The 24,162-nt window shown below is 69.5% G+C and carries 22 protein-coding genes and 4 tRNA genes; 14 read left to right on the forward strand and 12 right to left on the reverse strand.

Features of this window, described 5'->3' with window-relative positions; translation table 11 throughout:
- Nucleotide 1 precedes the first annotated feature (1 nt).
- From recJ to CSW64_RS10495, 6 genes are all read left to right on the forward strand, one after another.
- Nucleotides 2-1,804 carry a single-stranded-DNA-specific exonuclease RecJ gene (gene recJ / locus CSW64_RS10470; RefSeq protein WP_099622054.1) on the forward strand — a complete coding sequence of 601 codons (1,803 nt, stop codon included), beginning with the start codon at nucleotides 2-4 and terminating at the stop codon, nucleotides 1,802-1,804.
- A 69-nt stretch (nucleotides 1,805-1,873) separates the two neighbouring features.
- Nucleotides 1,874-1,948: transfer RNA gene (locus tag CSW64_RS10475), tRNA-Glu, on the forward strand.
- A 103-nt stretch (nucleotides 1,949-2,051) separates the two neighbouring features.
- Nucleotides 2,052-2,126: transfer RNA gene (locus tag CSW64_RS10480), tRNA-Glu, on the forward strand.
- 171 nt (nucleotides 2,127-2,297) lie between these two features.
- Nucleotides 2,298-2,885, forward strand: a complete 588-nt coding sequence (locus CSW64_RS10485; protein WP_099622055.1) for a cold-shock protein — start codon at nucleotides 2,298-2,300, stop codon at nucleotides 2,883-2,885.
- 26 nt (nucleotides 2,886-2,911) lie between these two features.
- Entirely contained in the window at nucleotides 2,912-3,439 is a 528-nt protein-coding gene (locus CSW64_RS10490; protein ID WP_245863887.1) for a DUF192 domain-containing protein, read from the forward strand.
- Complete coding sequence (locus CSW64_RS10495) at nucleotides 3,436-3,870, forward strand: PaaI family thioesterase (RefSeq protein ID WP_099622057.1); 435 nt, start codon at nucleotides 3,436-3,438, stop codon at nucleotides 3,868-3,870. The genes CSW64_RS10490 and CSW64_RS10495 overlap by 4 nt, the downstream gene beginning before the upstream one ends.
- A 7-nt stretch (nucleotides 3,871-3,877) precedes the next feature.
- On the opposite strand, the gene CSW64_RS10500 is transcribed toward CSW64_RS10495, so the two are convergent.
- The 7 genes from CSW64_RS10500 to CSW64_RS22480 form a co-directional block, all read right to left on the reverse strand.
- Nucleotides 3,878-5,077, reverse strand: a complete 1,200-nt coding sequence (locus tag CSW64_RS10500; protein WP_172448512.1) for a peptidoglycan DD-metalloendopeptidase family protein — start codon at nucleotides 5,075-5,077, stop codon at nucleotides 3,878-3,880.
- A gap of 145 nt (nucleotides 5,078-5,222) precedes the next feature.
- The gene (locus CSW64_RS10505; protein ID WP_099622059.1) at nucleotides 5,223-5,912 is read right to left on the reverse strand and encodes a response regulator; all 690 of its coding nucleotides are present in this window, start codon (nucleotides 5,910-5,912) and stop codon (nucleotides 5,223-5,225) included.
- Nucleotides 5,909-8,608 (reverse strand): sensor histidine kinase, encoded by a 2,700-nt coding sequence (locus CSW64_RS10510; RefSeq protein ID WP_099622060.1) that lies wholly within the window; start codon nucleotides 8,606-8,608, stop codon nucleotides 5,909-5,911. Before CSW64_RS10510 ends, CSW64_RS10505 begins: the two co-directional genes overlap by 4 nt.
- Nucleotides 8,605-9,195, reverse strand: coding sequence for a potassium-transporting ATPase subunit KdpC (gene kdpC / locus CSW64_RS10515; RefSeq protein WP_099622061.1), 591 nt, complete (start codon nucleotides 9,193-9,195; stop codon nucleotides 8,605-8,607). Before kdpC ends, CSW64_RS10510 begins: the two co-directional genes overlap by 4 nt.
- Nucleotides 9,196-9,313: 118 nt before the next feature.
- On the reverse strand, nucleotides 9,314-11,383 hold the full coding sequence (gene kdpB / locus CSW64_RS10520) for a potassium-transporting ATPase subunit KdpB (protein WP_099622062.1): 2,070 nt from the start codon (nucleotides 11,381-11,383) through the stop codon (nucleotides 9,314-9,316).
- Between the two features lie 19 nt (nucleotides 11,384-11,402).
- Nucleotides 11,403-13,112, reverse strand: a complete 1,710-nt coding sequence (gene kdpA / locus CSW64_RS10525) for a potassium-transporting ATPase subunit KdpA (protein ID WP_099622063.1) — start codon at nucleotides 13,110-13,112, stop codon at nucleotides 11,403-11,405.
- A 14-nt stretch (nucleotides 13,113-13,126) separates the two neighbouring features.
- The gene (locus CSW64_RS22480; RefSeq protein WP_099622064.1) at nucleotides 13,127-13,213 is read right to left on the reverse strand and encodes a potassium-transporting ATPase subunit F; all 87 of its coding nucleotides are present in this window, start codon (nucleotides 13,211-13,213) and stop codon (nucleotides 13,127-13,129) included.
- A gap of 294 nt (nucleotides 13,214-13,507) precedes the next feature.
- Here CSW64_RS22480 and CSW64_RS10535 point away from each other — a divergent pair, with 294 nt between their 5' ends.
- The 7 genes from CSW64_RS10535 (at nucleotide 13,508) to CSW64_RS10565 (ending at nucleotide 17,805) form a co-directional block, all read left to right on the forward strand.
- Nucleotides 13,508-13,723, forward strand: coding sequence for a hypothetical protein (locus CSW64_RS10535; protein ID WP_150131373.1), 216 nt, complete (start codon nucleotides 13,508-13,510; stop codon nucleotides 13,721-13,723).
- Nucleotides 13,724-13,782: 59 nt separating this feature from the next.
- Nucleotides 13,783-13,859, forward strand: a tRNA-Pro gene (locus CSW64_RS10540).
- Between the two features lie 30 nt (nucleotides 13,860-13,889).
- Complete coding sequence (locus tag CSW64_RS10545; RefSeq protein WP_099622066.1) at nucleotides 13,890-14,195, forward strand: ETC complex I subunit; 306 nt, start codon at nucleotides 13,890-13,892, stop codon at nucleotides 14,193-14,195.
- A gap of 22 nt (nucleotides 14,196-14,217) precedes the next feature.
- Nucleotides 14,218-14,294: transfer RNA gene (locus CSW64_RS10550), tRNA-Arg, on the forward strand.
- A gap of 255 nt (nucleotides 14,295-14,549) precedes the next feature.
- On the forward strand, nucleotides 14,550-15,062 hold the full coding sequence (locus CSW64_RS10555; RefSeq protein ID WP_099622067.1) for a hypothetical protein: 513 nt from the start codon (nucleotides 14,550-14,552) through the stop codon (nucleotides 15,060-15,062).
- A gap of 77 nt (nucleotides 15,063-15,139) precedes the next feature.
- Complete coding sequence (locus CSW64_RS10560; RefSeq protein WP_099622068.1) at nucleotides 15,140-15,622, forward strand: hypothetical protein; 483 nt, start codon at nucleotides 15,140-15,142, stop codon at nucleotides 15,620-15,622.
- A gap of 275 nt (nucleotides 15,623-15,897) precedes the next feature.
- Nucleotides 15,898-17,805 carry a right-handed parallel beta-helix repeat-containing protein gene (locus CSW64_RS10565; RefSeq protein ID WP_099622069.1) on the forward strand — a complete coding sequence of 636 codons (1,908 nt, stop codon included), beginning with the start codon at nucleotides 15,898-15,900 and terminating at the stop codon, nucleotides 17,803-17,805.
- Here the strand turns inward: CSW64_RS10565 and metC are convergent.
- Nucleotides 17,791-18,948: a cystathionine beta-lyase gene (gene metC, locus CSW64_RS10570; RefSeq protein ID WP_099622070.1), complete on the reverse strand. Its 1,158-nt coding sequence runs from the start codon at nucleotides 18,946-18,948 to the stop codon at nucleotides 17,791-17,793. The genes CSW64_RS10565 and metC overlap by 15 nt on opposite strands.
- Nucleotides 18,949-19,033: 85 nt before the next feature.
- Between metC and CSW64_RS10575 the strand changes: the two genes are divergently transcribed.
- Nucleotides 19,034-20,122 carry an amino acid ABC transporter substrate-binding protein gene (locus CSW64_RS10575; protein ID WP_099622071.1) on the forward strand — a complete coding sequence of 363 codons (1,089 nt, stop codon included), beginning with the start codon at nucleotides 19,034-19,036 and terminating at the stop codon, nucleotides 20,120-20,122.
- 7 nt (nucleotides 20,123-20,129) lie between these two features.
- Here the strand turns inward: CSW64_RS10575 and sseA are convergent, their stop codons facing one another.
- The 4 genes from sseA to CSW64_RS10595 all read right to left on the reverse strand — a co-directional run bounded on the left by sseA (nucleotide 20,130) and on the right by CSW64_RS10595 (nucleotide 24,088).
- Nucleotides 20,130-20,969: a 3-mercaptopyruvate sulfurtransferase gene (sseA, locus tag CSW64_RS10580; RefSeq protein WP_099622072.1), complete on the reverse strand. Its 840-nt coding sequence runs from the start codon at nucleotides 20,967-20,969 to the stop codon at nucleotides 20,130-20,132.
- A gap of 4 nt (nucleotides 20,970-20,973) precedes the next feature.
- The gene (locus CSW64_RS10585; protein ID WP_099622073.1) at nucleotides 20,974-21,981 is read right to left on the reverse strand and encodes a cysteine synthase A; all 1,008 of its coding nucleotides are present in this window, start codon (nucleotides 21,979-21,981) and stop codon (nucleotides 20,974-20,976) included.
- 109 nt (nucleotides 21,982-22,090) lie between these two features.
- Nucleotides 22,091-22,708, reverse strand: coding sequence for a pyridoxamine 5'-phosphate oxidase family protein (locus CSW64_RS10590; RefSeq protein ID WP_099622074.1), 618 nt, complete (start codon nucleotides 22,706-22,708; stop codon nucleotides 22,091-22,093).
- 138 nt (nucleotides 22,709-22,846) lie between these two features.
- A complete protein-coding gene (locus tag CSW64_RS10595) occupies nucleotides 22,847-24,088 on the reverse strand; it encodes an SAM-dependent methyltransferase (RefSeq protein WP_099622075.1) in 1,242 nt (413 codons plus the stop codon).
- Nucleotides 24,089-24,162: the final 74 nt, after the last annotated feature.

Consider the following 24,162-nt stretch of genomic DNA (forward strand, 5'->3'; position numbering starts at 1 on the left):
GATGGCCGACGGCCCAGGCGAAGTCGGCTTCCTAGGGGTCCGACGCTCTCTCCTGGGCCGGGCCTGGCGCCGGCGGCCGGCCGACGCCGCCCTGGTCCGCGACCACCAGCTGCGCCACGGCCTTTCCGAGCCGCTGGCGCGCGCCCTGGCCTCGCGCGGGATCGGGGCGGATGCCGCCGCCGACTTCCTGTCTCCGACCCTGAAGGCCCAGTTCCCGGACCCGTCGACGTTCCGGGACATGGACCGGGCCGCCGAGATCCTGGTCGACGCCGCCGAGCGCGGCCGGCCGATGGCGGTGTTCGCCGACTACGACGTCGACGGCGCGTCGAGCGCCGCCCAGCTGGTCCGCTGGTTCCGCGCCATGGGGCGCGACCTGCCCATCTACGTTCCCGACCGCATCACCGAGGGGTATGGCCCCAGCCCGGCCGCCTTCCGCCGCCTGAAGGAGCAGGGCGCCGAGCTGGTGGTGACGGTCGATTGCGGCGCGGCCGCGCACGACGCCCTGATCGCCGCCGGCCAGATCGGGCTCGAGGTGGTGGTTGTCGACCACCACCTGATGCGCGGCGACCCGCCGCCGGCCGCCGCCCTGGTCAATCCCAACCGTCCGGACGACGAGTCGGGGCAGGGGCACCTGGCCGCTGCGGGGGTGACCTTCGTTCTGCTCGCCGCCCTGAACCGCGAGGCGCGCCGTCGCGGCCTGTTCGAGGGGCGCGAGGCTCCGGACATCATGCAGTGGCTGGACCTGGCCGCCATGGGCGCGGTCTGCGACGTCACCAGCCTGACCGGCTTCAACCGGGCGGTGGCCGCCCAGGGGCTGCGGGTGATGTCCGGCTGGCGCAACCCGGGCCTGAAGGCGCTGCTCGATGTGGCGGGCGCGCAGGGACCGGCGACCACCTTCCATGCCGGCTTCATCCTGGGGCCGCGGATCAACGCCGGCGGACGCATCGGCCGGTCGGATCTCGGCGCGCGGCTGCTGTCGACCGACGATCCGCTGGAGGCCGCCGCCCTGGCCGCCGAGCTGAACGAGCTGAACGCTTCCCGCAAGGAGGTCGAGAAGGCGGTCATCGACGAGGCGGTCGGCTTCATCGAGCGCGACAACCTCGATCCCGACGCTCCGGTGATCGTGGTCGCCGGCGACGATTGGCATCCGGGCGTCGTCGGCATCGCCGCAGCGCGTCTGCGCGAGCGCTACCGCAAGCCGGTGATCGTCGTCGGCGTGGACCGCCCCTCGGACACCGGCAAGGGCTCGGGCCGCTCGCAGCCGGGCGTCAATCTGGGGCGGGTGGTGCAGGCGGCCTTCGACGAGGGACTGCTGCTGGCTGGCGGCGGCCATGCCATGGCCGCGGGCCTGACGGTGCGCCCGGCGATGATCCCGGAGCTGCGCGCCTTCCTGGCGGACCGGCTGAAGGACGAGATGGTCGACGCGGCCGCCGCGGACGCCGTCGAGATCGACGCCCTGGTCAGCCCGGCGGGCGCCACGCGCGCGCTGTGGAACGACTTCCAGCGGCTGGCGCCGTTCGGGCCGGGCAATCCCGAGCCAGTGTTCGCCGTCTCCGACGCCCGCGTCGACCGGCCGATGATGATGAAGGGCGGCCACATCCGCTGCACCCTGCTGGACGCCGGCGGCTCGGGGCGGCTGAAGGCGGTGGCCTGGCGCGCCGAGGACACCGAGCTGGGCGCGCGGCTGATGGCCGGGGGCTCGGCGCTGCACGTCGTGGGCCGCCTGAAGCCCGACGACTGGCAGGGCCGCGAGGGCGTCCAGCTGGAGATCGAGGACGCCGCCGACCCCCGGATGGCGGGCTAGAACTTTCCGTTCCAAGAGGGGTTGCGACTCGGCGCGGCCACGAATAGATAACCGCTTCCTCGCGACCGGGCGCCCTTCGTCTATCGGTTAGGACCCCAGATTTTCAATCTGGTAAGAGGGGTTCGATTCCCCTAGGGCGTGCCATCGCGAGGCCTTCCCCCGACAGCCTCAAAAGTTTGCGGACCGCGCCACGAAGGGGTTGCGCGCATCGGGCGACGCGCATATACAGCCGCTTCCTCGCGACCGGGCGCCCTTCGTCTATCGGTTAGGACCCCAGATTTTCAATCTGGTAAGAGGGGTTCGATTCCCCTAGGGCGTGCCATCGCGAGGAATTTCCTCCCAGATTGCAACTATTCGTATCGCGACAATTCGTCGCGACTGAGGCTTCGCGTCCCCCTGCGCGAATTCGCGCCCTTGACGGCTCTCGTCCTACGAGAACAGTGTTATACATAAGCACTCGTCCGTGAGGACTTGGGACGGGGCAGAGGGGCGAATGTCAAGTTTCGATTACGAAGGAACGGATACCCACGAAGAATCCGTGCGTATCCAAGGACGTGTGAAGTGGTTTGATACGGGCAAGGGCTACGGCTTCATTGTTCCCGACGACCCTTCTCTGACCGGGCTGAAGGATGTGCTTCTGCACATAACTTCCCTGCGCAATTGCGGCAGGGAAACAGCCCTCGAAGGCTCACTCATCGTCTGCGACGTGGTCCGCCGGCCCAAGGGCTGGCAGGTTTCCGATGTCGTCAACCTGGACGAGAGTGCGGCCTCGCCGCCTGTCGATCGCCCTGCGCGGCGATTCGACGACCGGCGCGATCACCGGCCCGCGGGGCCGCGCGACGCCCGCCGAAGTCCCCCGCTGCGGGCGGAGGGACCGGCGGAGCATTGCACGGTGAAATGGTTCAACCGCACCAAGGGCTACGGTTTCGTGGTGCGCGACGCCGAACCGGGCGATATCTTCGTCCACATCGAGACCCTGCGCCGCAGCGGCCTCGACGACCTGCAGCCGGGCGAGGGCGTGATGGTGCGCTTCGCCGAAGGGCCCAAAGGTCTGGTTGTGGCCGAAATCTCGGCGTCCTGACGCCGGGATCACACCGGGAGTAGCCCGTGACGGGACTGATGCGTGACGCCGGACGGCGAGTCGTTCCGGCGGCCATGGTTTTCACCCTGTTGGCGGGCGTTTCCGCCTGCGGAGACAAGGCGCCGGCGGCGGCGGCGATCGATGCCGCCAAGCCGGTCGCCGACAAGCCCGACGCCGTGCTCGAGCCGCTGAGCATCGAGACGGCGAAGGGGCCGGTCGTCTTCCGGGTGGAGATCGCCGACGACGACGCCGAGCGCGAGCGCGGCCTGATGTACCGGACGGCCCTGGCGCCGGACCGCGGCATGCTGTTCGTGTTCGACGAGACCGCGCCGCGCGCCTTCTGGATGAAGAACACCTACATCCCGCTGGACATCCTCTACATCGGCGGCGACGGCCGTATCGTCTCGATCGCGGCTCGGGCCGAGCCGTTCAACGAGACGCCGATCCCGTCGCGGAGCCCGGCGCGAGGCGTGCTGGAGATCTATGGCGGCCGGGCGGCCGAGCTGGGCATCCAGGTCGGGGACCGCGTGCGCCATCGGGTTTTCCAGAAATGACCGCGCTCGCCGACCCGAACCGCGTCCCGGAGCCGCCGGAGGGATTCGTCGCCAGCGCGCGCGGCCCCTTCACCAGCCACAACGGCCCGATGTTCCACCGGCGCACGGACGAGGCGCTGCAGCACGCCTTCTTCGTGCTGCCGCGCCACTGCAACAGCGTCGGCATCGTCCACGGCGGCATGCTGGCCACCTTCATGGACGGCGTGCTGGCCGGCGGCGTGGCGCGCGCGACCGGGGCGACGCCGATCACCGTGCATCTGTCGCTGGACTACCTGGCCATGGCCCGCGCGGGCGAGTGGGTGTTCGGCGAGGCCGTCGTCACCCGCCAGACCCGCGACCTGGTCTTCGTCGAAGGCCGTGTCTGGAGCGGCGACCGCGACGTCCTCCGCGGCTCGGCGGTGTTCAAGCCGATGAAGAAGAAGGCGGAGTAGGGGGGCGTCAGGCGAAATCGATCCTCGCGTCGCGCATCGGCAGTTCGTCGCGTCGTGCGTCGCTCTTGTCCCCGGTGACTTCGCTGTAGGCGTCGATGACGTAGGGAAATCCCTCGGACCCGAGCAGGCTTGGACCATCGCTGACCTGGAAATGCAGATGTGGCCAACGGCTGTCGCCAGAGTTTCCGATGGCGGCCAGCACCTGTCCGCGTCGAACGCGGTCGCCCGCGCGGACCATCACGCTGCCGGGTTGAAGATGCGCGTAGCCGGCGAACAGGCCATCGCCCAGATCCAGGATCACGACGTTTCCGCCCAGCGAATCGAGGCTGAGCTCCAGGGCCGGCGTGAAGCCTTCGCGGGTTCGCGGCCGATTGTCCGGGAAGCCGTCGACGGCCGTGACGACGGTCGCATCCGCCACCGCGATAACCGGCTGGCCGTAGGCGTAGTAGGCGCGCACGTCCGCTTCATCGCCGCTCAGCCAAGCGCCTCCGCGTCGCCGCTTCCAGTCGATGGCGTAGCGCCGCGCGATGCGGGCCGCCCCATCTATCGTGACCAGGCCGACGCGGTGGTGAGCGTCCGCTCCGGGGTTGTGCGTCGGGACCCAGTCGCTCCCCTGCAGGGGAGGCCCCAGCCGCCTCAGCGTCCGCCTCGGGGCGACATCGATCGTCTGGCCCGTCGTCACGACCGCGCCTGAACGCAGACGATGCAGGAGCTTCGCCGGGGCCGGGCTGTCGCTGGTCAGCCGAAGGAAGATGACACAGCTCCGTCCGCCGCCGAGCATCACGCCATCGCCGCCCACCGTCAGCGCATCCTGGCCGACTGCGCCGACAAGCGCCTCAAGACCAGCTCTCTCGAAGTGCGCGACCTCCGCGCCAGTATTCGCGTCGAGGACCTCGAGCCGACCGAGAGAAACCGGCCGGCCTCCGAAGTTGCGGATATGCAGTTCGTAGATCAAATGCTCGCGACCGGCGCTTGGAACGGCCGTCGGCGGAAGCGGCGTGCGCATCTCCAGTTGCACCGCCGGGAAATCCGCGGCCGGCTCGTCCGAGGGCGCCGTCACCGCGACGAGCTTCATGCCGCAGACGGGGCAAACGCCAGGCGACGAGAACAGCCGTCCGTGCACGACGCAGCCGCAAGGCGGGCAGGTGTAGCCGCGCGGCGGCGTGTCCGCGTGGGCCTGGGCGGCGACGGGTGCGGCCAGCGCCATGGCGGCTCCCGTGAGAACGGATCGTCTGGTGCCGGGCCTCATGTTTCACGCACTGCTCAGGAATCGGTCGCTATCGAGTCATACGCCAAGCCGGCGACAGAAGGCGCGTGCGAAACCAGTGTCCCTGCCGAGGGCGAGGCTGCTCCTACCCCATCCACCGATACCCCACGCCTGGCTCTGTCGTGATCAGCACCGGCGTCGACGGGTCGATCTCGATCTTCTGGCGCAGCTGGGCGATGAAGACGCGCAGGTACTGGACATCCTCGGTGTGGGCGGGACCCCAGACGGCGGTGAGGAGCTGGCGATGGGTCAGGACCTTGCCGTTGCCCTCGATCAGCCGGACCAGCAGCTCGTATTCCTTGGGCGACAGCCGGATGGCCTGGCCCGCGCGGCTGACCAGCCGCTTGATCATGTCCACGGTCAGGTCGCCGGCGACCACCAGCGGATCGGTCCCCGTGCGCTGGATGCGATGGCGCAGCGCCACCCGCAGCCGGGCCAGCAGCTCGCCGACCCCGAAGGGCTTTTCGACATAGTCGTCGGCGCCGGCGTCCAGGGCGTCGATCTTCTCGGTCTCCTTGTCCCGGGCCGAGAGGATCAGGATCGGGCCGTCGTAGAAGGCGCGGGCCTTGGCCAGGGCCTCCTTGCCGTCCAGGTCCGGCAGGCCCAGGTCCAGCACCACCGCGTCCGGCGCCCGCTGGGCGATCTCGCGCAGGCCGTCGGCGGCGGTCTCGGCCCGCACCGGCTCATAGCCGGCCGCGTCGAGCGCCGGACCAAGGAAGCGGTGGATCTGGGGCTCGTCGTCGATGACGAGGATGCGGGGGCGTTGGGCGGTCAAAACAGACCCTCTGGGGTGACGCGGTCCTTGGGCAGGCTGATCAGGACCCGCGTGCCCTGACCATCATGGATGGGGCTGGCGGCGGCGATGCGGCCGCCCATGGCCTCGACGAAGCCCTTGGAGATGGCCAGGCCCAGGCCGGCGCCCTTGCCGCGGTCGGCGGCGGCGGCGCGATCGGTCGGCTCCTCCAGACGGCGGAACTTCTCGAACACCCGCTCCAGCTCGGCGGTCGGGATGCCGGGGCCCTCGTCCTCGATGCTGATCACCACATTGCCGCGGTCCTCGTAGGCCGCGACCTCGATGGTCGAGCCGTCCGGGCTGTAGGCCACGGCGTTCTCGAGGATGTTCACCAGGGCCTGTTCCAGCAGCGACGGGTCGGCCTTGACCATGGACAGCTCGGGCGGGAAGTCGCGCGCCACCTTGCGCTTGCCGAGGCGGCGCTGGACGCGGTCGACGCCGGCCCGCAGGACGTCGCGGATGTCGACCCACTCCTGCCGCGCGGTGACGGCGCCGCCCTCCAGCCGGGTCATGTCCAGCAGATCGCCGACATAGCGGCTCAGCCGCTCCGCCTCCTCGCGGATGCTTTCCATCAGATCGCGCTGGACCTTGGCGCTCAGCGACTTGCCGTAGTCGAGCAGGGTGGTGACCGAGCCCAGCACCGTCGACAACGGGGTGCGCAGGTCGTGGCTCACCGAGTTCAGCAGCGCCCCGCGCAGGCGGTCGGTGCGGCGCAGGGCCTCGGCGTCGGCGGCCTGGGCGGCGAACTCGGCCCGTTCCAGCGCCGCCGCGCCCTGGTCGAGCAGGGCGGAGACGAAGCGTTCGTCCTCCTCGGTGGCCAGGGCCGAGGGATGCACCCCGGCGACGCCGGCGCGGGCCTTGATCCCCTGCAGCGGGCGGAACGTCCAGGCCGAGTTGGGCAGGGTGCCGGTGCCAGCCCCGGCCGGTTCGCCGCGCTCCCAGGACCAGCGCGCGGCCGCCATGTCGCCGGCGGCCAGCTCCTCGGCGCCGGGCGAGGCGGCCGTGGCGGCGATGTCGTCGCCGACCGGGGTCAGCACCACGGCGGCCCCGCCGGTGGCGGCGGCCAGCTGCTCGGCCAGGGCGGCGGCGGCGTCCTCCTTGCGGGCCGAGGAGGACAGCCGCCGGCTGGCGACCAGCAGGGCCGAGACCGAGGCCGCGCGCCGCGACACGATCCGGGCCTGGTCCCGGACGCGCCCGGTTAGCCAGCCGGTGGTCAGGGCGGTGGCGAAGAACACCATGAACGTCAGCACGTCCGCGGGATGGCCGATGCGGATGCTGAGGTGCGGCTGCAGGAAGAAGAAGTTGTAGAGGAACGCCGACAGCGCCGCGGCGGTGATCGCCGGCCACAGGCCGAAGGCCAGGCCGCTGCCCAGCACGCTGAGCATGAAGATCATCGCCAGGTTGGCCTGCTCGGCCCGTTCGTCGATGAAATGCGCCGTGACGCCGGCCAGGGCGACCAGGGCGATGGCCGCCAGATGGCCCCGCCATCCCTGTGTCGACAGGGTGAAGGGCGCGCGCGGAGGGGCCGCCGCCGCCGGCTGGCTGTGATCGGTGACGATGTGCAGCGCCGCGCCGCTGGACTCGCGCAACAGGGCCGGGACCAGAGCCCGCCGGAATGGGTTGCGGACCCTGCGCGCGGTCTTGCCCAACACGATCTGGGTGACGTTGTTGTTGCGGGCGTAGTCCAGGACGCTGCCGACCAGGTCGTCGCCGGTCAGGACCACGGTCGAACCGCCCAGCTGATCGGCCAGCTTCAGCGCTTCGTTCAGCCGGGTGGCGCCGGCGGCGGAGGCCGGGGCGGCGTTGGGCCGCTCGACGTGGGCCACCGTCCAGGGGGCGTCCATCATCATGTCCGACAGCCGCCGGCCGGCCCGCACCAGCGAGGCGGCCTGGGTGTCGGCGCCGAGCAGCACCAGGATCCGCTCGCCGGCGGCCCAGGGGCCCTCGACCCCGGCCCGGCGCATCTCGCCGATCAACTGGTCGTCCACCGCCTGGGCGGCCCGGCGCAGGGCCAGTTCGCGCAGGGCGGTCAGGTTCTCGGTCTTGAAGAAGCGGTCGGCGGCCAGTCGCGCGGTCTCGGGAACGTAGACCTTGCCTTCGGCCATCCGCGTGCGCAGCTCGGTCGGCGTGATGTCGATCAGCTCGATCTCGTCGGCGCGGGAGAGGGCGCTGTCCGGCACCGTCTCGCGCTGGCGCACGCCGGTGATCTTCCAGACCACGTCGACTAGGCTTTCCAGGTGCTGGACGTTCAGGGTGGTCCAGACGTCGATGCCCGCGGCGAGCAACTCCTCGACGTCCTGCCAGCGCTTGGGATGGCGCGAGCCGGGAACGTTGGAGTGGGCGTATTCATCGACCAGCAGCAGCCCGGGCTTGCGCTCCAGCGCCGCGTCGATGTCGAACTCCATCAGGGTGTGGCCGCGATACTCGATCGGCCGGCGAGCCATGACGTCCAGGCCCCGCAGCAGGGCCTGGGTCTCGCGCCGGCCGTGGGTCTCGACCACGCCCACAACGACGTCGCCGCCCTCGGCCTTTCGGCGTCGGGCGGCGCGCAGCATCTCGTAGGTCTTGCCGACCCCGGGCGACATGCCGAGGAAGACCTTGAGTCTTCCTCGGCCCGGCTTCCCGGCCGCCGCGAGCAGGGCGTCCGGGTCGGGGCGTCGTGGTTCCTGAGGCGTCATGACGCCGGAAGTTGACGCACCGGCCAGCGCGCGTCGAGAGCCAGGTTGGCCTTCAGCACATTGACCCGCGCCTGGCCGAGGATCCCGAAGGTCCGGTCGCTGGTCGCCCCGGCGATCGCCTCCCGGACCTGGGCCGGCGTCACGCCGCGGGCGTCGGCGATTCGCTGGACCTGCAGCTCGGCGAAGGCCGGCGAGATGTCCGGGTCGAGGCCCGAGCCGGACGTCGTGACCGCGTCCGCCGGGATGGCCTTGGCCCCCTCGGCGCGCAGGGCGGCGGCGCTTTCGGCGACCCGCTTGGCCAGGTCGGCGTTGAGCGGGCCGTAGTTGGAGCCCGAGGAGGCCGAGGCGTCATAGCCGCTGCTGCCGGCCGCCGAGGGGCGGGGATGCAGGTACTGCGGCTTGGCGAAGTTCTGCCCGACGAAGGCCGAGCCGACCACCTTGCCCTTGGCGTCGGTGATCAGGCTGCCGTTGGCCTGGCTGGGGAAGGCCGCCTGGGCGACGCCCGTGATGGCCAGCGGATAGGCGATCCCGAGAACGCCGGTGAACAGGACGACCGAGACGACGGCCGGACGGATGACGGAAAGCATGGCGCTTGTCCTTTGGTCTAGAAGGCGCCGCCGATCAGGGCGCAGGCGAACAGCAACCCGATCAGCGAGGCGGAAACGATGAACTCACGTTTGAGCGGCGACATCGAACGAACCCTCATCACGCCAGACCCAGGGCCGAGACGACCATGTCGATCAGCTTGATGCCGATGAACGGGGCGATCAGGCCGCCCAGGCCGTAGATGAGCAGGTTGCGGCTGAGCAGGTTGGCCGCCCCGATCGCCCGGTAGCGCACGCCGCGCAGGGCCAGCGGGATCAGCAGCACGATGATGATGGCGTTGAAGATCACCGCCGACAGGATCGCGCTCTGCGGGCTGTGCAGGCCCATGATGTTCAGCGCGCCAAGCGCCGGCAGACCGACCACGAACATCGCGGGGATGATGGCGAAGTACTTGGCCACGTCGTTGGCGATCGAGAAGGTCGTCAGGGCGCCGCGGGTGATCAGCATCTGCTTCCCGACCTCGACGATCTCGATGACCTTGGTCGGGTCGCTGTCCAGGTCGACCATGTTGCCGGCCTCGCGGGCGGCCTGGGCGCCGGTCTGCATGGCCACGCCGACGTCCGACTGGGCGAGGGCCGGGGCGTCGTTGGCGCCGTCGCCGCACATGGCGACCAGCCGGCCCTTGGCCTGTTCCTCGCGGATCAGCCGCAGCTTGTCCTCGGGGGTGGCCTCGGCCAGGAAGTCGTCCACGCCGGCCTCGGAGGCGATCGCCGCGGCGGTCACCGGGTTGTCGCCGGTGATCATCACCGTGCGCAGACCCATGCGGCGCAGGTCCGCGAACCGCTCCTTCACGCCCGGCTTCACGACGTCCTTCAGGTGGATGACGCCGATCAGGGCGCCGTTCTCGCTGACCGCCAGCGGCGTGCCGCCCGAGCGGGCGATACGGTCGACGGCGGCGGTGACCTCGGCCGGGACCTGCTCGGCGGAGAGGTCCAGGCTGCGCAGCACCGCGTCCACCGCGCCCTTGCGCCAGCTGCGGTCGCCGGCGGTCAGGCCGGATTGCCGCGTCGTGGCGCTGAAGGCGATCAGCTCGGCGCCCGCGGGGGCTTCCGCCGCCACGCCCTGGCCGCGGGCCAGTTCGACGATAGAGCGCCCTTCCGGCGTCTCGTCGCCCAACGAGGCCATCAGGGCCGCTTCCAGGGCGCGCTCGGGGCGCACGCCGGGGGCGGGGATGACCTCGACGGCCATGCGGTTGCCGAAGGTGATGGTGCCGGTCTTGTCGAGCAGCAGGGTGTCGACGTCGCCGGCGGCCTCGACCGCCCGGCCAGAGGTGGCCAGGACGTTGACCTTCAGCAGCCGGTCCATGCCGGCGATGCCGACGGCCGACAGCAGGCCGCCGATGGTCGTCGGGATCAGCGTCACGAACAGCGCGCCGAGCACCATCGGGTCCAGCTTCACGCCGGAGTAGGCGCCCAGGCCCAGCAGGCTGACCACGGCGATCAGGAAGACCAGGGTCAGGCCGGCCAGCAGCACGGCCAGGGCGATCTCGTTGGGCGTCTTGCGGCGCTGGGCGCCCTCGACCATCGCGATCATGCGGTCAAGGAAGGTCTGGCCCGCCTCCGCCGTGATGCGCACCTTGATCCAGTCGGAGACCACGGTGGTTCCGCCGGTCACCGCGCTGCGGTCGCCGCCGCTCTCGCGGATGACGGGCGCGCTTTCGCCGGTGATGGCGGCCTCGTTGACCGAGGCGACGCCTTCGATGATCTCGCCGTCGGCGGGGATCACGTCGCCGGCCTCGACCAGGACGATCTCGCCGACGCCCAGCTCATGGGCCGGGGTGGGGACGATGGTCCCGCGCACGGGGTCGACGATCAGCTTGGCCTTGGTGGTGACGCGGGTGGCGCGCAGGGCGTCGGCGGCGGCCTTGCCCCGGCCCTCGGCCACGCTCTCCGCCAGGTTGGCGAAGAGAACGGTGGCCCAGAGCCAGAGGGCGATCTGGATTGCGAAGCCCGCCGCCGTCCCCGTCGCCACCGCGACGATGGCCGAGAGGGTGGCCAGGATGGCCACGATCTCGGTGGCGAAGATCACCGGATTGCCGACCAGCTTGCGCGGGTCGAGTTTGACGAAGGCGTCGCGGGCGGCGCGGCCGAGGATCTCGGCCGACAGCCCGGAGGCCAGGGCGGAAGCCTTGCGCCGGTTGGCGCCCAGTGCGGTGTCTGTAGAGGTCATGTCTCTGGGACCTTTGAACTCAGCGCCCGCCAAGCGCGATCAGCGCTTGGAAGTGCTCGACGATCGGGCCGAGGGCGAGAGCGGGGAAGAATTGCAGGCCGCCGAGGATCAGGATCACCCCGATCAGCAGCCCGACGAACTGGCCGCTGTCGGTCGGCAGGGTGCCGGCCGTGGGGGCGAGCTTGGGCTTGATGGCGACGCTGCCGGCGATGGCCAGGACGGCGACGGCGGGCACGAACCGGCCGAGCAGCATGGCGAAGCCGAGCGTGGTGTTCCACCAGGGCGCGTTGGCGGTCAGGCCGGCGAAGGCCGAGCCGTTGTTCGCCGTCGTCGAGGTGTAGGCGTAGAGGATCTCCGACAGGCCGTGCGGCCCGCTGTTCAGGAGGCCCTTCAGCGCCACCGGCAGGACGGCGGCGACCGCGCTGAAGCAGAGGATCGACAGCGGGATCACCAGCACGGCCAGCATGGCCAGCTTGATCTCGCGCGCCTCGACCTTCTTGCCCAGGTATTCGGGCGTGCGGCCGACCATCAGCCCGGCGACGAACACCGACAGCAGGGCCATGACCACCATCACCGCGATGCCCGAGCCGATGCCGCCGGGCAGGATCTCGCCCAGCATCATCAGGAACATGGTCACCGCGCCGCCCAGCGGCATGTAGCTGGCGTGCATGGAGTTGACCGAGCCGTTCGAGGCGCCCGTGGTCTGGGCCGCCCAGGCGGCGGAGGCGGCGGCGCCGAAGCGCTGCTCCTTGCCTTCCATGTTCTGCGAGGCTTCGACATGGGCCGCGGCCAGGGCCGGGGCCGGCTGGGTCTCGGACCAGTAGATGGCGCTGGCCCCGGCCGACAGCAGGATGGCGGCGGCGGCGACCAGGGCGCGGATTTCCTTGCGCGCCAGGGCCGTGCGGCCGAAGGCGAAGAAGGCGGCCCAGCCCAGCACGTTGATCGATACGGCCGTGATCAGGTTGGTCAGCGGGGTGGGGTTCTCGAGCGGGTGCGCCGAGTTGACGTTGAAGATGCCGCCGCCGTTGATGCCCAGCTGCTTGATCGACAGCTGGCTGGCGACCTGGAACAGCGAGATCTTCTGGTCGGCGCCTTCGAGCGTATGGGCGGTCGCCGAGGCGGCGAGGGTCTGGGGCACGCCGAGCGCGACCAGGACCAGCGCCACCACGATGGCCAGCGGCAGCAGGAAGTACAGGGTCGTGCGGACCATGTCGGCCCAGAAGTTGCCGAGGTCCGTCAGCCGGTTGCCGGCGAAGGCGCGGGCGAGGGCGGCGGCGATCGTCGCGCCGGTGGCGGCGGACAGGAAGTTCTGCACCGTCAGGCCGGCCATCTGGCTGAACGCCGACATGGTCGTCTCGCCGCCGTAGGACTGCCAGTTGGTGTTGGTCACGAAGCTGACGGCGGTGTTGAACGCCAGATGCGACGACAGGCCGTCGAAGCCTTGCGGGTTCAGCGGCAGCAGATCCTGGAAGCGCAGGATCAGGTAGACCGCCAGGAAGCCCACGGCGTTGAAGGCCAGCAGCGCGAAGGCATAGGCGCTCCAGCCCTGGCCCTTCTTCGGGTCAATGCCGCCGGCGGCGTAGAACAGGCGCTCGACGGGGCGCAGCACCGGATCGAGCCAGGTGCGCTCGCCGTTCCAGACGCGCGAAAGATAGACGCCCAGGGGCCAGGCGATGGCCACGGACAGTCCAAGGGTGAGGGCGACTTCCGCCCAACCTTGCCAGGTCATTTAACGGCGCTCCGTCAGAACTTTTCGGGCCGCAGCAGCGCGACCACCATGTAGGCGGCGACGACGACCACGCCGGCGCCCCAGATCAGCATCAGGGTCATGGCTAAAGGCGCTCCAGACCGACGACGAAAAACCAGAAGGCCGCGAAGCTCCCGAGCCCCGCGGCGAGAAAGATGAGATCAGACATCAGCCCGCTCCGAGCCGGCGACGGCCGGCTTTCTTGAGTGCGTCATCTGCTCCCGGGGGCGTCAGGCTTCGAGACGGCCTTCGAGCAGCGGGCATAAGGGAAACATAAAGAGGCGGTTCGTCTATCGGTGTTACGCCGGAGCGGCTCATCCAATGGTATGGGCGTCCCGGTCGGCTAAGCTCGCCGTCCGCAAAGGGAGGAGAGAAGGGTGCGTGTTCCGAGGGTCGTTACCTGGGGCGTGATCCCGGCGGCCTTGGTGCTGCTGTTTCAGATAGCCGATCGGCTGGATTGGATGGTCTTCGGAGTGAGGGGCGACATGCTGGTCGCCGGCTCCGTGGCGCCGGTCTACGCCGCGCTCTTCGCGTTCGACCTGAACTACAGGGAGGACATCATCGCGATCATCAAGAGGGGCCTGCGTCCGTGAAGCCCGCATGCATTGCCCGGCGCGTCGAACCCTAGTAGAGCGGGCGCTTCCGTGACGTGCGGGGTGTGGCGCAGCCTGGTAGCGCATCTGGTTTGGGACCAGAGGGTCGGAGGTTCGAATCCTCTCGCCCCGACCACCACGGAAAGATCGATCTGAGAGGCCCGTCATGCTCGCCCGCATCTTCCGCCCCGCCAAGACCGCCATGCAGTCCGGCAAGGCCAAGACCAGAGACTGGATGCTGGAGTTCGAACCGGCCGCCGCCAAGCGGATCGATCCGCTGACCGGCTGGACCCAGTCGACCGACATGAACGGCCAGGTCCGCCTGACCTTCGAGACCCGCGACGAGGCGGTGGCCTACGCGCAGCATCACGGCATCGCCTTCCAGCTGTTCGAGCCGAAGGAGCCCAAGCCGATCATCAAGGCCTACGCCGACAACTTCGCGGCGGGCCGCAAGCAACCCTGGACCCACTGAGTTCTCACGCCCGACGGCGTCAGGCCCCATAGCTCAACCGGATAGAGCATCCGCCTTCTAAGCGGACGGTTGCAGGTTCGAGTCCTGCTGGGGTCGCCATCGGGCCGCGGGCGCGGTCCGTGTATGGATCATCGCGAGCGCCGATCGGCGCCGGGGCCGATCGCTCTCTGGTCCGGGGCTCCGGACCGCGACGCCCGCCGTCACCCCCTGACAAGCATGGATCGCCCGGCGGTTTGGCCGGCGCGCGCGTTTTGGGGTCGGTGTTTTTGACTCGACAATCAAATTTACATCAATGACAGTCGACTCGCCTAAAGATTGCATTCTTGGGGAACCTGCACCGAGGGGAGGCGAGACATGAGGAAGACGCTGTTCGTCCCGGCTGTGAGCGCTCTGGCGCTTCTGGCCGCCACGGCCGCCCAGGCCGCCACCTTCAGCCCGGAGGCGACGGCGTTCATGCGGTTCAGGGGATCGGTCGACATCTTCGACGGCAATCTAAACCTGAACTGCGACATGGAGCTGGAGATTCGGACGACCTTCAAGGACATGAACGGCGACAATCAGGCCTACGTCGACAGCGCGAGCCTCTCGGGCGGCCTTTGCAACCTGGTGTCGTTCGGTTCGTTCCCCTATGAGATCAGGGTGACCCGGCCCTCATGGTCTCCGACTCCGACCCCGGCCACGGGACTTGAGATCAGAGGCCTCCGCCTGACGAACGTGTTTGGCAACACTTGCTGGGGCGACGTGCGCGTGGATTGGTGGGATTCCGCGCCGTACATGACCTTCATGAACGCCTATGTGCCGGGCGGCTGCACTATCAACGGGACGCTCAGCCAGACCGGCGGCTTCAGCCTTTCGATCACCAACTAGCGCGAGACGTCAGGGGGCGCCGCGATCTCGGCCGCCGACCGGCCGGGCATGGCGGGTCCCGCCTCAGGAGGGACGACATGAAGACCGTTCTGTTCGCGGCGGCGGCCCTGGCGGCCATTTCGATGTCCGGCGCCGCCTCGGCCCAGACCTTCACCTCGGCGCCGGGGCAGTGGTCGCTGCAAGGGCAGCTGCAGATGGGCAGCGGGATCACGGTTCAATGCAACGTCGACCTGACGCTTCAGGTCAACGCCGCCGGCAACGGCCAGATCACCTCGGCGACCATCGCGCCGGGGCACCCCGTCTGTGCGACCGTCCTTCTTTCGGGCTTCGGTTGGCCCGCGCTCGTCACCTCGAGCTCCAGCGCAGGGGGGATGATCGACGTGACCGGTTTCACCTCCAGCATTCCACCCTGCAACGGCACGCTGAGCGGGATCGTCATCGACGGCCCCAACCAGGACGCCAAGTTCGACATGGTCTACTTCCCGGGCGGCGGTTGCTTTGTCGACGGAACGCTGAACATCACGCCGATCTCGCCCACGACGATGCCGCTGCAGCCCTGAGGCGACGCCGCTCGACGTGTCGGATCGAACGCCTTCGGTCTCGGGGCAAGGTCTTCGCGCGCGTGACCGATGATTCCCGAGACGCGGCGCATTTTCTTTCACGCCTCCAGCCTTCTGGCCCTCGCTAGCCTCTTCCCACGACCGATCGGGGGAAGGGCGGCCCAGGCTCGCCATCTCGCCTCCGCCGGCCGGGAGGGGGCGGCGCGATCCGCCTCGTCAATCGATGTGGAACCGGTCCCGCGAGCGGCGGGATCGAAAGTGAGAGGTTCATACCCATGGCAGACCAACCCTATGACTCGGATCTGGCGGCCCTCGCGGCCCTGACCGGAACCGGCCTTGCCGCGCGCACCGGCGCTGACGCCTGGGCGCTGCGGACGCTTGTCGGCGCCGACCTGATCGCGATCGGGAACGGCGACGGCGTTGCCGGCGACCCGCAGCTGTCGACACGCTTCCAGCGGCCGGAGGCGGGCGCGGCGGCGCGCACCGGTCTGGCCAAGCTGGGCGATGTGATCGATCCGGCGGACTTCGGCGCGGACGGCGTCGGCGACGACACCGCGGGCTGGGCCAGCCTGATCGCCGCCGCCCCGGCGGGCGCCGCCATCGACCTGGGCGGACGAACCTACGGCGTGTCGCAACTGACGGTGAGCAAGACGCTGCACCTGTCCAACGGCGGCTTCAACTTCTCGGCCATGCCCAGCGGCCAGGGCTGCGTGGAGATCGCGGCCTCGGCTCGCCCGACCTTCACCAACATCGCTTTCAAAGGGACTGGCGGTCAGGGCGCCTATGTCGGGGCGCACGTCCTGCTGCGCCAGCAGGGGGCCTCCTCGGCCTCGCGCGCAGCCGGCTTCGTCCTGGACCGGTGCCGCCTGGAGGGCTCGGGCGCATACGGCGTCTACGCCAAATGGTCCGACCGGATCCTGATCCTGGACACGGATGTGGCCGACTGCGCCTACGTCGGCGTCGGCCTCTGGTCCTGCAACGACGCCCAGGTGCGCGGCGGGCGGATCGAGATGCTGAACGCGGCCGGGACGAGCGGCAACGCCTACGGCCTGGCCCTGTCCCACGACAGCACCGGCTATGCCTCTGATCCCAACGCCGGCACGCCGCGAGCGGCGAACCCGTTCTGCCGGAATGTGCTGGTCCACGGCCTTACGGTCATTGGCCCCAAGCTCTGGCAGGCCATCGACACCCATGGCGCCTACGGCGTGAAGGTGATCGGCTGCCACGTCTACGGCGCGGCCCGCGGAGTGTCCCTGACCACCGGCTCAGGCGCGGCGGAAACCTACGCTGGCTACGACAACATCGCCGTCGGCAACGTCATCGACGCCAACCTGCCCGACGGGACGGCGGTTTCCGGGCTGAACCCGGTCAGCGGCTTCGAGCTGCGGGGCGGTTTTCCCGGCGGAACCAGCCATGAGCGCTTCGTGGTCATGGGCAACACCATCCGGGGATACGGCCAGGTCGACAGCGCCGAGGCCGGCTCGATCCGGGCGACCGTCGCGACGCGGAAATACGTGATCGCCAACAATGTGATCGAGAACTGGGCCGGGGTGGGGATCAATCTCGGCGCAGGTCAGTTGGGCGGCGTGGTGACAGGCAACGTCTTCGGGGATCTGCGGGTCCCGATGGCCGCCGACGGCGGGACCGAGACCTATGGCTATTGCATCTCGATCTCCAGCGCCGCGGCCGGGGCGATGGTCGTCAGCGGCAATATCCACGACTACGTGCAGAACCGCGCGCACAAGGGCTTCAACGTCCACCCGAACGCCACGATCACCTGCAGCGTGGGCGACAATCACTTCTCGCGGTGCCTGGCGGCGACCCCGATCGACGTTCCGCGCGGCCGCGCCCACGGCGTCGGCGCGCCGTCGGTGATCGACATCCCTCAGACCAGCGGGACCATCACCGTCGATGTGAGCCTTTCAAGGCTTGCGCCGGGCGCGCCGCTGATTGTCCGAGCGCCGGCTCTGACAGACAATCTGACCATCACCGACTTCACCGGAGCGCCTTTGGGGACGCGTATCGTGGTCATGAACGACAGCGCCCACACGGTCACCGTCACCCGAGCGAACGCGCTCTTGAGGGACGGTTTGAACTGGACGGGGGACACGAGGTACAGCCAGCTGGAGCTGGTGAAGGGGGTTCCGTACTGGCGTGAGGCGTCCCGCTCAAAGAACGGCTGACGCGTAGGCGTCCAACCCCCGCCGCAGGTCCGCCGTCAGGTCGTCGACCGCCTCGAGCCCCACGTGCAGCCGCACCACGGGGCCGCCGTGGTCGATGGCGTGGCGGCGGCGCTTGAGCTGGGGCCCGCAGTGGATGGCCAGGCTCTCGAACCCGCCCCAGGAGAAGCCCAGGCCGAACAGCTCCAGCCGGTCGAGGAGAGCCTCCACGGCCTTCTCCGGCCCAGGCTGGAGCACGAAGGCGAACAGGCCGCAGGCGCCGCTGTAGTCGCGCTTCCACAGGGCGTGGTTCGGATCGCCCGGCAGGGCGGGATGGATCACCCGCAGCACCTCCGGCTGCCGCGCCAGCCAGTTCGCCACGGCCAGGCCGCTCTGGCCGTGGCGGGCCATGCGGGTCGGCAGGGTGCGCAGGCCGCGCAGCGCCTGATAGGCCTCCTCGCCGGCCACCTGCCAGCCATGCTCGTGGACGGAATCCTCCAGGGCGAGGGCCAGCTTCGGATCGTTGGTCGCCGCGCTGCCCAGGAAGACGTCGGAGTGGCCGCAGACGTATTTGGTCAGGGCCTGGACGCTGATGTCGACGCCATGGGCCAGGGGCTTGAACAGCAGGCCGGCGGCCCAGGTGTTGTCGATGACCGTCAGGACGCCTCTCGCCCTGGCCGCGGCCGCGATGGCGGCGACGTCCTGGATCTCGAAGGTCAGCGAGCCCGGCGATTCGAGCAGGATCAGCCGCGTGTTCGGTTTCGCCTGGGCCAACAGGGCGTCGGCGTCCAGGCGCGGGTCATAGTAGCTCGTCTCCACCGCGAACCGCGCGAGCACGGCGTCGCAGAACTGGCGCACCGGCTTGTAGACACTGTCGACGACCAGGATGTGGTCGCCCGCTTTCAGCACCGCTAGGAGCGAGGCCGTCACCGCCGCCAGGCCCGACGGGAACAGCGAAACCGCCTTGGCGCCCTCCAGCTCGGCCAGCGCCTGCTGCAGCGCGAACTGCGCGGACAGGCCGGCGCGGCCGTAGCCGAGCGTGCCGTCGTACAGGGCCGCGGCGTTGGGCAGCAGCACGGTCGAGCCGCGCTGGACGGCTGGTCCGACCGTGCGGGCGTCGCATTCGGCCTCAAGGCCGGTGTGAATCAGGCGGGTTTCTTCGTCCATGCGGATTGCCATAGGCGTAGGGGGAGGGCGATGATCGCGCCCCCTCTTACGGCGCGCGGGCGCCGACGATCAAGAAAGGCTCCCGGTGAAACGTGCGGCGCTCCTCGTTCTGCTGTCCCTCTCGGCGGCGGCCTGCGAGCGAAAACCGGCGCCGGTGGTCGTGCCGGAGGACGCCGCGCCGGTGACGGCCGCCGCGCGCGACGCCACGGCGGCCAGTCCGACGCTCAAGGCGGTCAAGGCGCGGGGCGTCCTGCGCTGCGGCGTCAATCCCGGCCTGGCCGGCTTCGCCCAGAAGGATGCGGGCGGACGCTGGCGCGGCTTCGACGTCGACTTCTGCCGGGCGGTGGCCGCCGCGGTGCTGGGCGATCCGGGCAGGGTCGAGTTCGTTCCCCTGACCACCGACCTGCGCTTCGCCGCGCTCAAGGGCGGCCAGGTCGATCTGCTGTCGCGCAACACCAGCTGGACCTTCACGCGCGACGCCGGCGAGGCGATCGATTTCGCCGGGGTCAGCTACTACGACGGCCAGGGTTTCCTGGCGCCCAAGAGCCTGGAGCTGCAGAGCGCCGCCGAGCTGTCGGGAGCCAAGGTCTGCGTCCTCAGCGGCTCGACCACCGAGGCCAATCTGCGCGACTGGTTCAAGGCCCGATCGATCAACTGGACCCCGGTCCAGGCCAAGACCGAGGCGGCCCTGCGCCAGGCCTACCAGCGCGAGGACTGCGACGTGCTGTCGGCGGACGTCTCGGCGCTGGCCTCGGCCCGGGCGACGCTGACCGACCCGGCGGCCCATGTGCTGCTGCCGGATGTGATCTCAAAGGAGCCGCTGGGGCCGGCCGTGCGCCAGGGCGACCCGGGCTGGACCGATGTGGTGCGCTGGACCCTGAACGCCCTGATCCTGGCAGAGGAACTGGGCGTCACGGCCAAGGACGCGGACCGGATGGCCGAGGAGTCGACCAACCCGGAGGTGCGGCGGCTGCTGGGCTCGGACACCGGCTATGGCGGCATGCTGGGCCTGGACGACCGCTGGGCTCTGAGGGCGATCAAGGCGGTCGGCAACTACGGCGAGCTGTTCGAGCGCGACCTTGGCGCCGACTCGGCCCTGAAGCTGGAGCGGGGGATGAACGCCCCGTGGAACGCCGCCAAGCCAGGCCTGATGTACGCGCCGCCGATCCGCTAGGGCCGGCCTAGCCCGTGACGATCGCGGTGTCCTCGCGGGCGCCCCATTCGGCCCAGGAGCCGTCGTAGACCGGGACACGGTCCCTGCCGACGCGGGCCAGGGCCAGCGACAGCATGGCCGCCGTAATGCCCGAGCCGCAGGTGGTGATGATCGGCTTCTTCAGGTCGACGCCAGCTTTCTCAAACAGGTCCGTGAGTTGTTCCGGGGTCTTCAGGGTTCCATCCGGCGCCAGCAGGGCGGAGGAGGGGACGTTTGCGGCGCCGGGCATATGGCCGCCGCGCAGACCTTCGCGCGGTTCAGGGGCCTCGCCGGCGAAGCGGGCGGCGGGGCGGGCGTCGACCAGCTGGGCGGTTCCGCCGTCCAGGGCGCGCTTGACCTGGTTCAGGTCGCGGACCAGGTCGTTGCTGTAGCGGGCGGTGAAGTGGCGGTCGCGCGGCGCGGCCGGGCCGTCTTCGATCGGGCGGCCTTCGGCGATCCATTTGGGCAGGCCGCCGTCGAGGACCGCCACGTCCTCATGGCCCATGACGCGGAAGGTCCACCAGACCCGCGCCGCCGAACGCAGGCCGAGCTGGTCGTAGACGACGATCTTGGCGCCGTCGCCCAGTCCCAGCCGGCGCACCCGCGAGGCGAACTTCACCGGGCTGGGCAGCATGTGCGGCAGGCTCGAGGTCTCGTCGGAGATCTCGTCGATGTCGAAGAAGACCGCGCCGGGGACGTGGGCCAGTTCGAACTCGGCCCGGGCGTCGCGCTCCTCCTGCGGGAAGTACCAGCTGGCGTCCACGATCCTCACGTCCGGGGCGCCCAGGTGGTCGGCCAGCCAGGCGGTGGTGACGATCGGATCGGCCATGCGCTTATTCCCCTTGAAGCCACCCCGGGACGGGAAGGCCGCGCTCCTTGAGGAACGCCGGATTGAACAGCTTCGACTGATAGCGCGATCCGTAGTCGCACAACACCGTCACGATGGTGTGGCCCGGTCCCAGCTCGCGCGCCAGCTTCACCGCTCCGGCGACATTGATGCCCGTTGATCCGCCCAGGCACAGGCCCTCATGCTCGACCAGATCGAAGATCGTGGTCAGCATGTCGGCGTCGTCGACCTGGAACGGGAAATCGACCTCCAGTCCCTCGAGGTTGGCGGTGATCCGCCCCTGGCCGATGCCTTCGGAGATCGAGGTCCCCTCCGATTTCAGCTCGCCGGTCTTGTAGTAGCTGTACAGGGCCGCGCCGAAGGGGTCGGCCAGGCCGATCTTCACGTCGGGGTTCCGCTCGCGCAGCGCGGCGGCGACGCCGGCCAGGGTGCCGCCCGAGCCCACCGCGCAGATGAAGCCGTCGACCTTGCCGCCGGTCTGGTCCCAGATCTCCGGGCCCGTGGAGTCGAGGTGGGCCTGGCGGTTGGCGACATTGTCGAACTGGTTGGCCCAGATCGCGCCGTTCGGCTCGGTCCTGGCCAGATCCTCGGCCAGGCGGCCGGAATAGCGGACGTAGTTGTCGGGATTGGAGTAGGGGACGGCGTCGACCTCGACCAACTCGGCGCCGGCCAGGCGGATGGCGTCCTTCTTCTCCTGGCTCTGGGTGCGCGGAATGACGATGGTGGTCTGGTAGCCCAGCGCCCGGCCGACCATCGCCAGACCGATGCCGGTGTTGCCGGCGGTGCCCTCGACGATCCGTCCGCCAGGCCGCAGCAGCCCCCTCCGCTCGGCGTCGCGAATGATCCACAGCGCCGCCCGGTCCTTCACGGACTGGCCGGGATTGAGGAATTCGGCCTTGCCCAGAATCTCGCAGCCGGTCGCCTCGCTGGCGGCCTTGAGGCGGATCAGGGGCGTGTTTCCGATGAGGTCGAGGACGCTGGGCGCGACGGTCATGAAAAGGCTCGGTGTAGCGGGTTCCCTGGCCCCTAGATCGTGTCCGGCCGCTATCACGCAAGTTCAGAATTTCTGAAAGGGAGCCCGGGTCCCGCTTACCTCCGGCCCGTCAGTAAAGGTTCTTCTTGGCGTCCTGGCCCAGGGCGAAATCGATGACCTTGGCCGGGATGATCGTCTTGAACTGGTCGCGGGCGATCTGGCCCAGGGTCGGAAAGCCGCCCTTGGGCAGGCGTTTGTCGGGGTTCCACAGGTCCGACCGCTTCAGGGCCTTGGAGCAGTGGAAATAGACCTCCTTGGCCTCGATCACGACGACCGAGCGGGGCCGCTTTCCCTCATGGGTGAAGCGCTCCATCAGATCCTCGCGAGTGGTGACCTCGGCCACGCCGTTCAGCCGCAGCATCTCCTCGACGCCGGGCAGAAAGAACAGCAGCCCGACCGCCGGGTTCAGGGTGATGTTGGTCAGGGTGTCGAGGCGGTTGTTGCCGGGGCGGTCGGGGAAGGCGAGGCGGACGTCGTCCAGCACATGCACGAACCCCGGCTCGCCGCCGCGCGGGCTGACGTCGCCCAGGCCGTCCGGCCGGCTGGAGCCGATGCAGAAGAACGGCGACAGCTCGATGAATCGCCGGCTGTGCTTGTCGAGAAACGGGAACGCCTTGTCGATCACCTGCTTGGAAGGTTCGGCGTAGACCTGGCGCAGGGCCTTCTCGTCGGCGAGAGCGTCGTCCATGGTGGAGCCTCATTCTTGCGAACGAGTCTCATTAGTGCTTCTCGGCGGCCGCGATGCAAGCCCTGAAGGGGAAGCGGCGACGGCTCAAACTCTCCGAGCGTCCCCGCGACGGCGGGAACGCTCGGCGGAGGTAGGCGGTCAGGTCCTGCCCAGGCTCAGCTGGATCACGTCGGTGCGGCCCGTGCGGAACCCGGCCTCACAGTAGGCGAGGTAGTAGTTCCACATCCGCCGGAACCGCTCGTCGAAACCCTGGTGGCGAATCTGGTCCCAGGCGCTCTCGAAGCGGCGACCCCATTCGGCCAGGGTGTCGGCGTAGTCCTGGCCGAACCGCATGACGCTCTGCCAGTCCAGTCCGGCCGTCTCGATCACCGGCTTCAACGCCGGTTCGCTGGGCAGCATGCCGCCCGGGAAGATGTACTTCTGGATGAAGTCGGCGTGCCGGCGATAGCTGCCGAACAGCTCGTCGCGGATGGTGATGATCTGCAGGCCGGCGCGGCCGCCCGGCGTCAGCACGTCGCGGATCTTGCCGAAATAGGCCGGCCAGAACTCCTCGCCCACCGCCTCGAACATCTCGATCGAGGCCACGCGGTCGAACTTGCCGTCGACGTCGCGATAGTCGACCAGCCGGATGTCGGCCTTCTCCGAAAGACCCTGGTCGAACAGGCGCTTGCGGGCGAAATCGTACTGTTCCTGGCTGATCGTGATGCCGGTGACCCTGGCGCCGACCTCGCGGGCGGCGAACTCGGCGAAGCCGCCCCAGCCGCAGCCGATCTCCAGCACGCTTTGGCCGCTCTCCAGCCCCATCGACCGGGCCAGCGCCGCGTACTTGTTGTGCTGGGCCTGGTCGAGCGGCTCGTTCGGCCGGTCATAGACCGCCGAGCTGTAGGTCATGCTGCGATCGAGCCACAGGCTGTAGAACGGATTGCCCAGGTCGTAGTGGGCGTGGATGTTCTTCTTCGACCCCTTGCGGTCGTTGCGGTGGAGCATGTGGGCGACGAAGTCGATCGCCCGCACGATCGGATTGCCCTGGACCAGGGCCTGCAGCCGTTCGAAGTTCATGGCGCAGACGGTGAGCAGAGCCGACAGGTCGGTCGTCTCCCATTCCCCGGCCATGTAGCCTTCGGCGAAGCCGATGGAGCCGGCCGACAGGCAGCGGCGAATGAAGCGGTAGTCGCGGACGATCAGCCGCCCGTCCGGGCCTGGTTCCGGTCCCTTGCAGACGATTTCCTCGCCGCTCGGGAGCACGAAGGTCAGAGTCCCGTAACGCCAGTTCTCGCCACAGACTTTGACAGCGGTCCTGAACACGGCGGGGGCGGCCTTGAAGGCCGGCGTCTCCCATCCGGGACCGGTCGTGGCGGGGGTAAGCTCAGTCACCGTCATCAGCGATGCTCCCATCCAGCATGATGAGGATATCATCGCTTTTTCACGCATTGCGAGAGGGTAGGCCGTTCAAA

Origin of the sequence: Caulobacter mirabilis (assembly GCF_002749615.1) — a bacterium.
Lineage (GTDB): Bacteria > Pseudomonadota > Alphaproteobacteria > Caulobacterales > Caulobacteraceae > Caulobacter > Caulobacter mirabilis.

What these genes read in the sequence shown, in the direction of transcription:
- CSW64_RS10485 (WP_099622055.1), top strand. Translation starts at nt 2,298, where the DNA reads ATGTCAAGTTTCGATTACGAAGGAACGGATACCCACGAAGAATCCGTG.
- CSW64_RS10595 (WP_099622075.1), bottom strand. Translation starts at nt 24,088, where the DNA reads ATGACGGTGACTGAGCTTACCCCCGCCACGACCGGTCCCGGATGGGAG.
- CSW64_RS10590 (WP_099622074.1), bottom strand. Translation starts at nt 22,708, where the DNA reads ATGGACGACGCTCTCGCCGACGAGAAGGCCCTGCGCCAGGTCTACGCC.
- CSW64_RS10545 (WP_099622066.1), top strand. Translation starts at nt 13,890, where the DNA reads ATGCTCGCCCGCATCTTCCGCCCCGCCAAGACCGCCATGCAGTCCGGC.
- CSW64_RS22480 (WP_099622064.1), bottom strand. Translation starts at nt 13,213, where the DNA reads ATGACCCTGATGCTGATCTGGGGCGCCGGCGTGGTCGTCGTCGCCGCC.
- CSW64_RS10560 (WP_099622068.1), top strand. Translation starts at nt 15,140, where the DNA reads ATGAAGACCGTTCTGTTCGCGGCGGCGGCCCTGGCGGCCATTTCGATG.
- CSW64_RS10565 (WP_099622069.1), top strand. Translation starts at nt 15,898, where the DNA reads ATGGCAGACCAACCCTATGACTCGGATCTGGCGGCCCTCGCGGCCCTG.
- kdpA (WP_099622063.1), bottom strand. Translation starts at nt 13,112, where the DNA reads ATGACCTGGCAAGGTTGGGCGGAAGTCGCCCTCACCCTTGGACTGTCC.
- CSW64_RS10585 (WP_099622073.1), bottom strand. Translation starts at nt 21,981, where the DNA reads ATGACCGTCGCGCCCAGCGTCCTCGACCTCATCGGAAACACGCCCCTG.
- sseA (WP_099622072.1), bottom strand. Translation starts at nt 20,969, where the DNA reads ATGGCCGATCCGATCGTCACCACCGCCTGGCTGGCCGACCACCTGGGC.
- CSW64_RS10555 (WP_099622067.1), top strand. Translation starts at nt 14,550, where the DNA reads ATGAGGAAGACGCTGTTCGTCCCGGCTGTGAGCGCTCTGGCGCTTCTG.
- kdpC (WP_099622061.1), bottom strand. Translation starts at nt 9,195, where the DNA reads ATGCTTTCCGTCATCCGTCCGGCCGTCGTCTCGGTCGTCCTGTTCACC.
- CSW64_RS10500 (WP_172448512.1), bottom strand. Translation starts at nt 5,077, where the DNA reads ATGGCGCTGGCCGCACCCGTCGCCGCCCAGGCCCACGCGGACACGCCG.
- kdpB (WP_099622062.1), bottom strand. Translation starts at nt 11,383, where the DNA reads ATGACCTCTACAGACACCGCACTGGGCGCCAACCGGCGCAAGGCTTCC.
- CSW64_RS10495 (WP_099622057.1), top strand. Translation starts at nt 3,436, where the DNA reads ATGACCGCGCTCGCCGACCCGAACCGCGTCCCGGAGCCGCCGGAGGGA.
- recJ (WP_099622054.1), top strand. Translation starts at nt 2, where the DNA reads ATGGCCGACGGCCCAGGCGAAGTCGGCTTCCTAGGGGTCCGACGCTCT.
- CSW64_RS10510 (WP_099622060.1), bottom strand. Translation starts at nt 8,608, where the DNA reads ATGACGCCTCAGGAACCACGACGCCCCGACCCGGACGCCCTGCTCGCG.
- metC (WP_099622070.1), bottom strand. Translation starts at nt 18,948, where the DNA reads ATGGACGAAGAAACCCGCCTGATTCACACCGGCCTTGAGGCCGAATGC.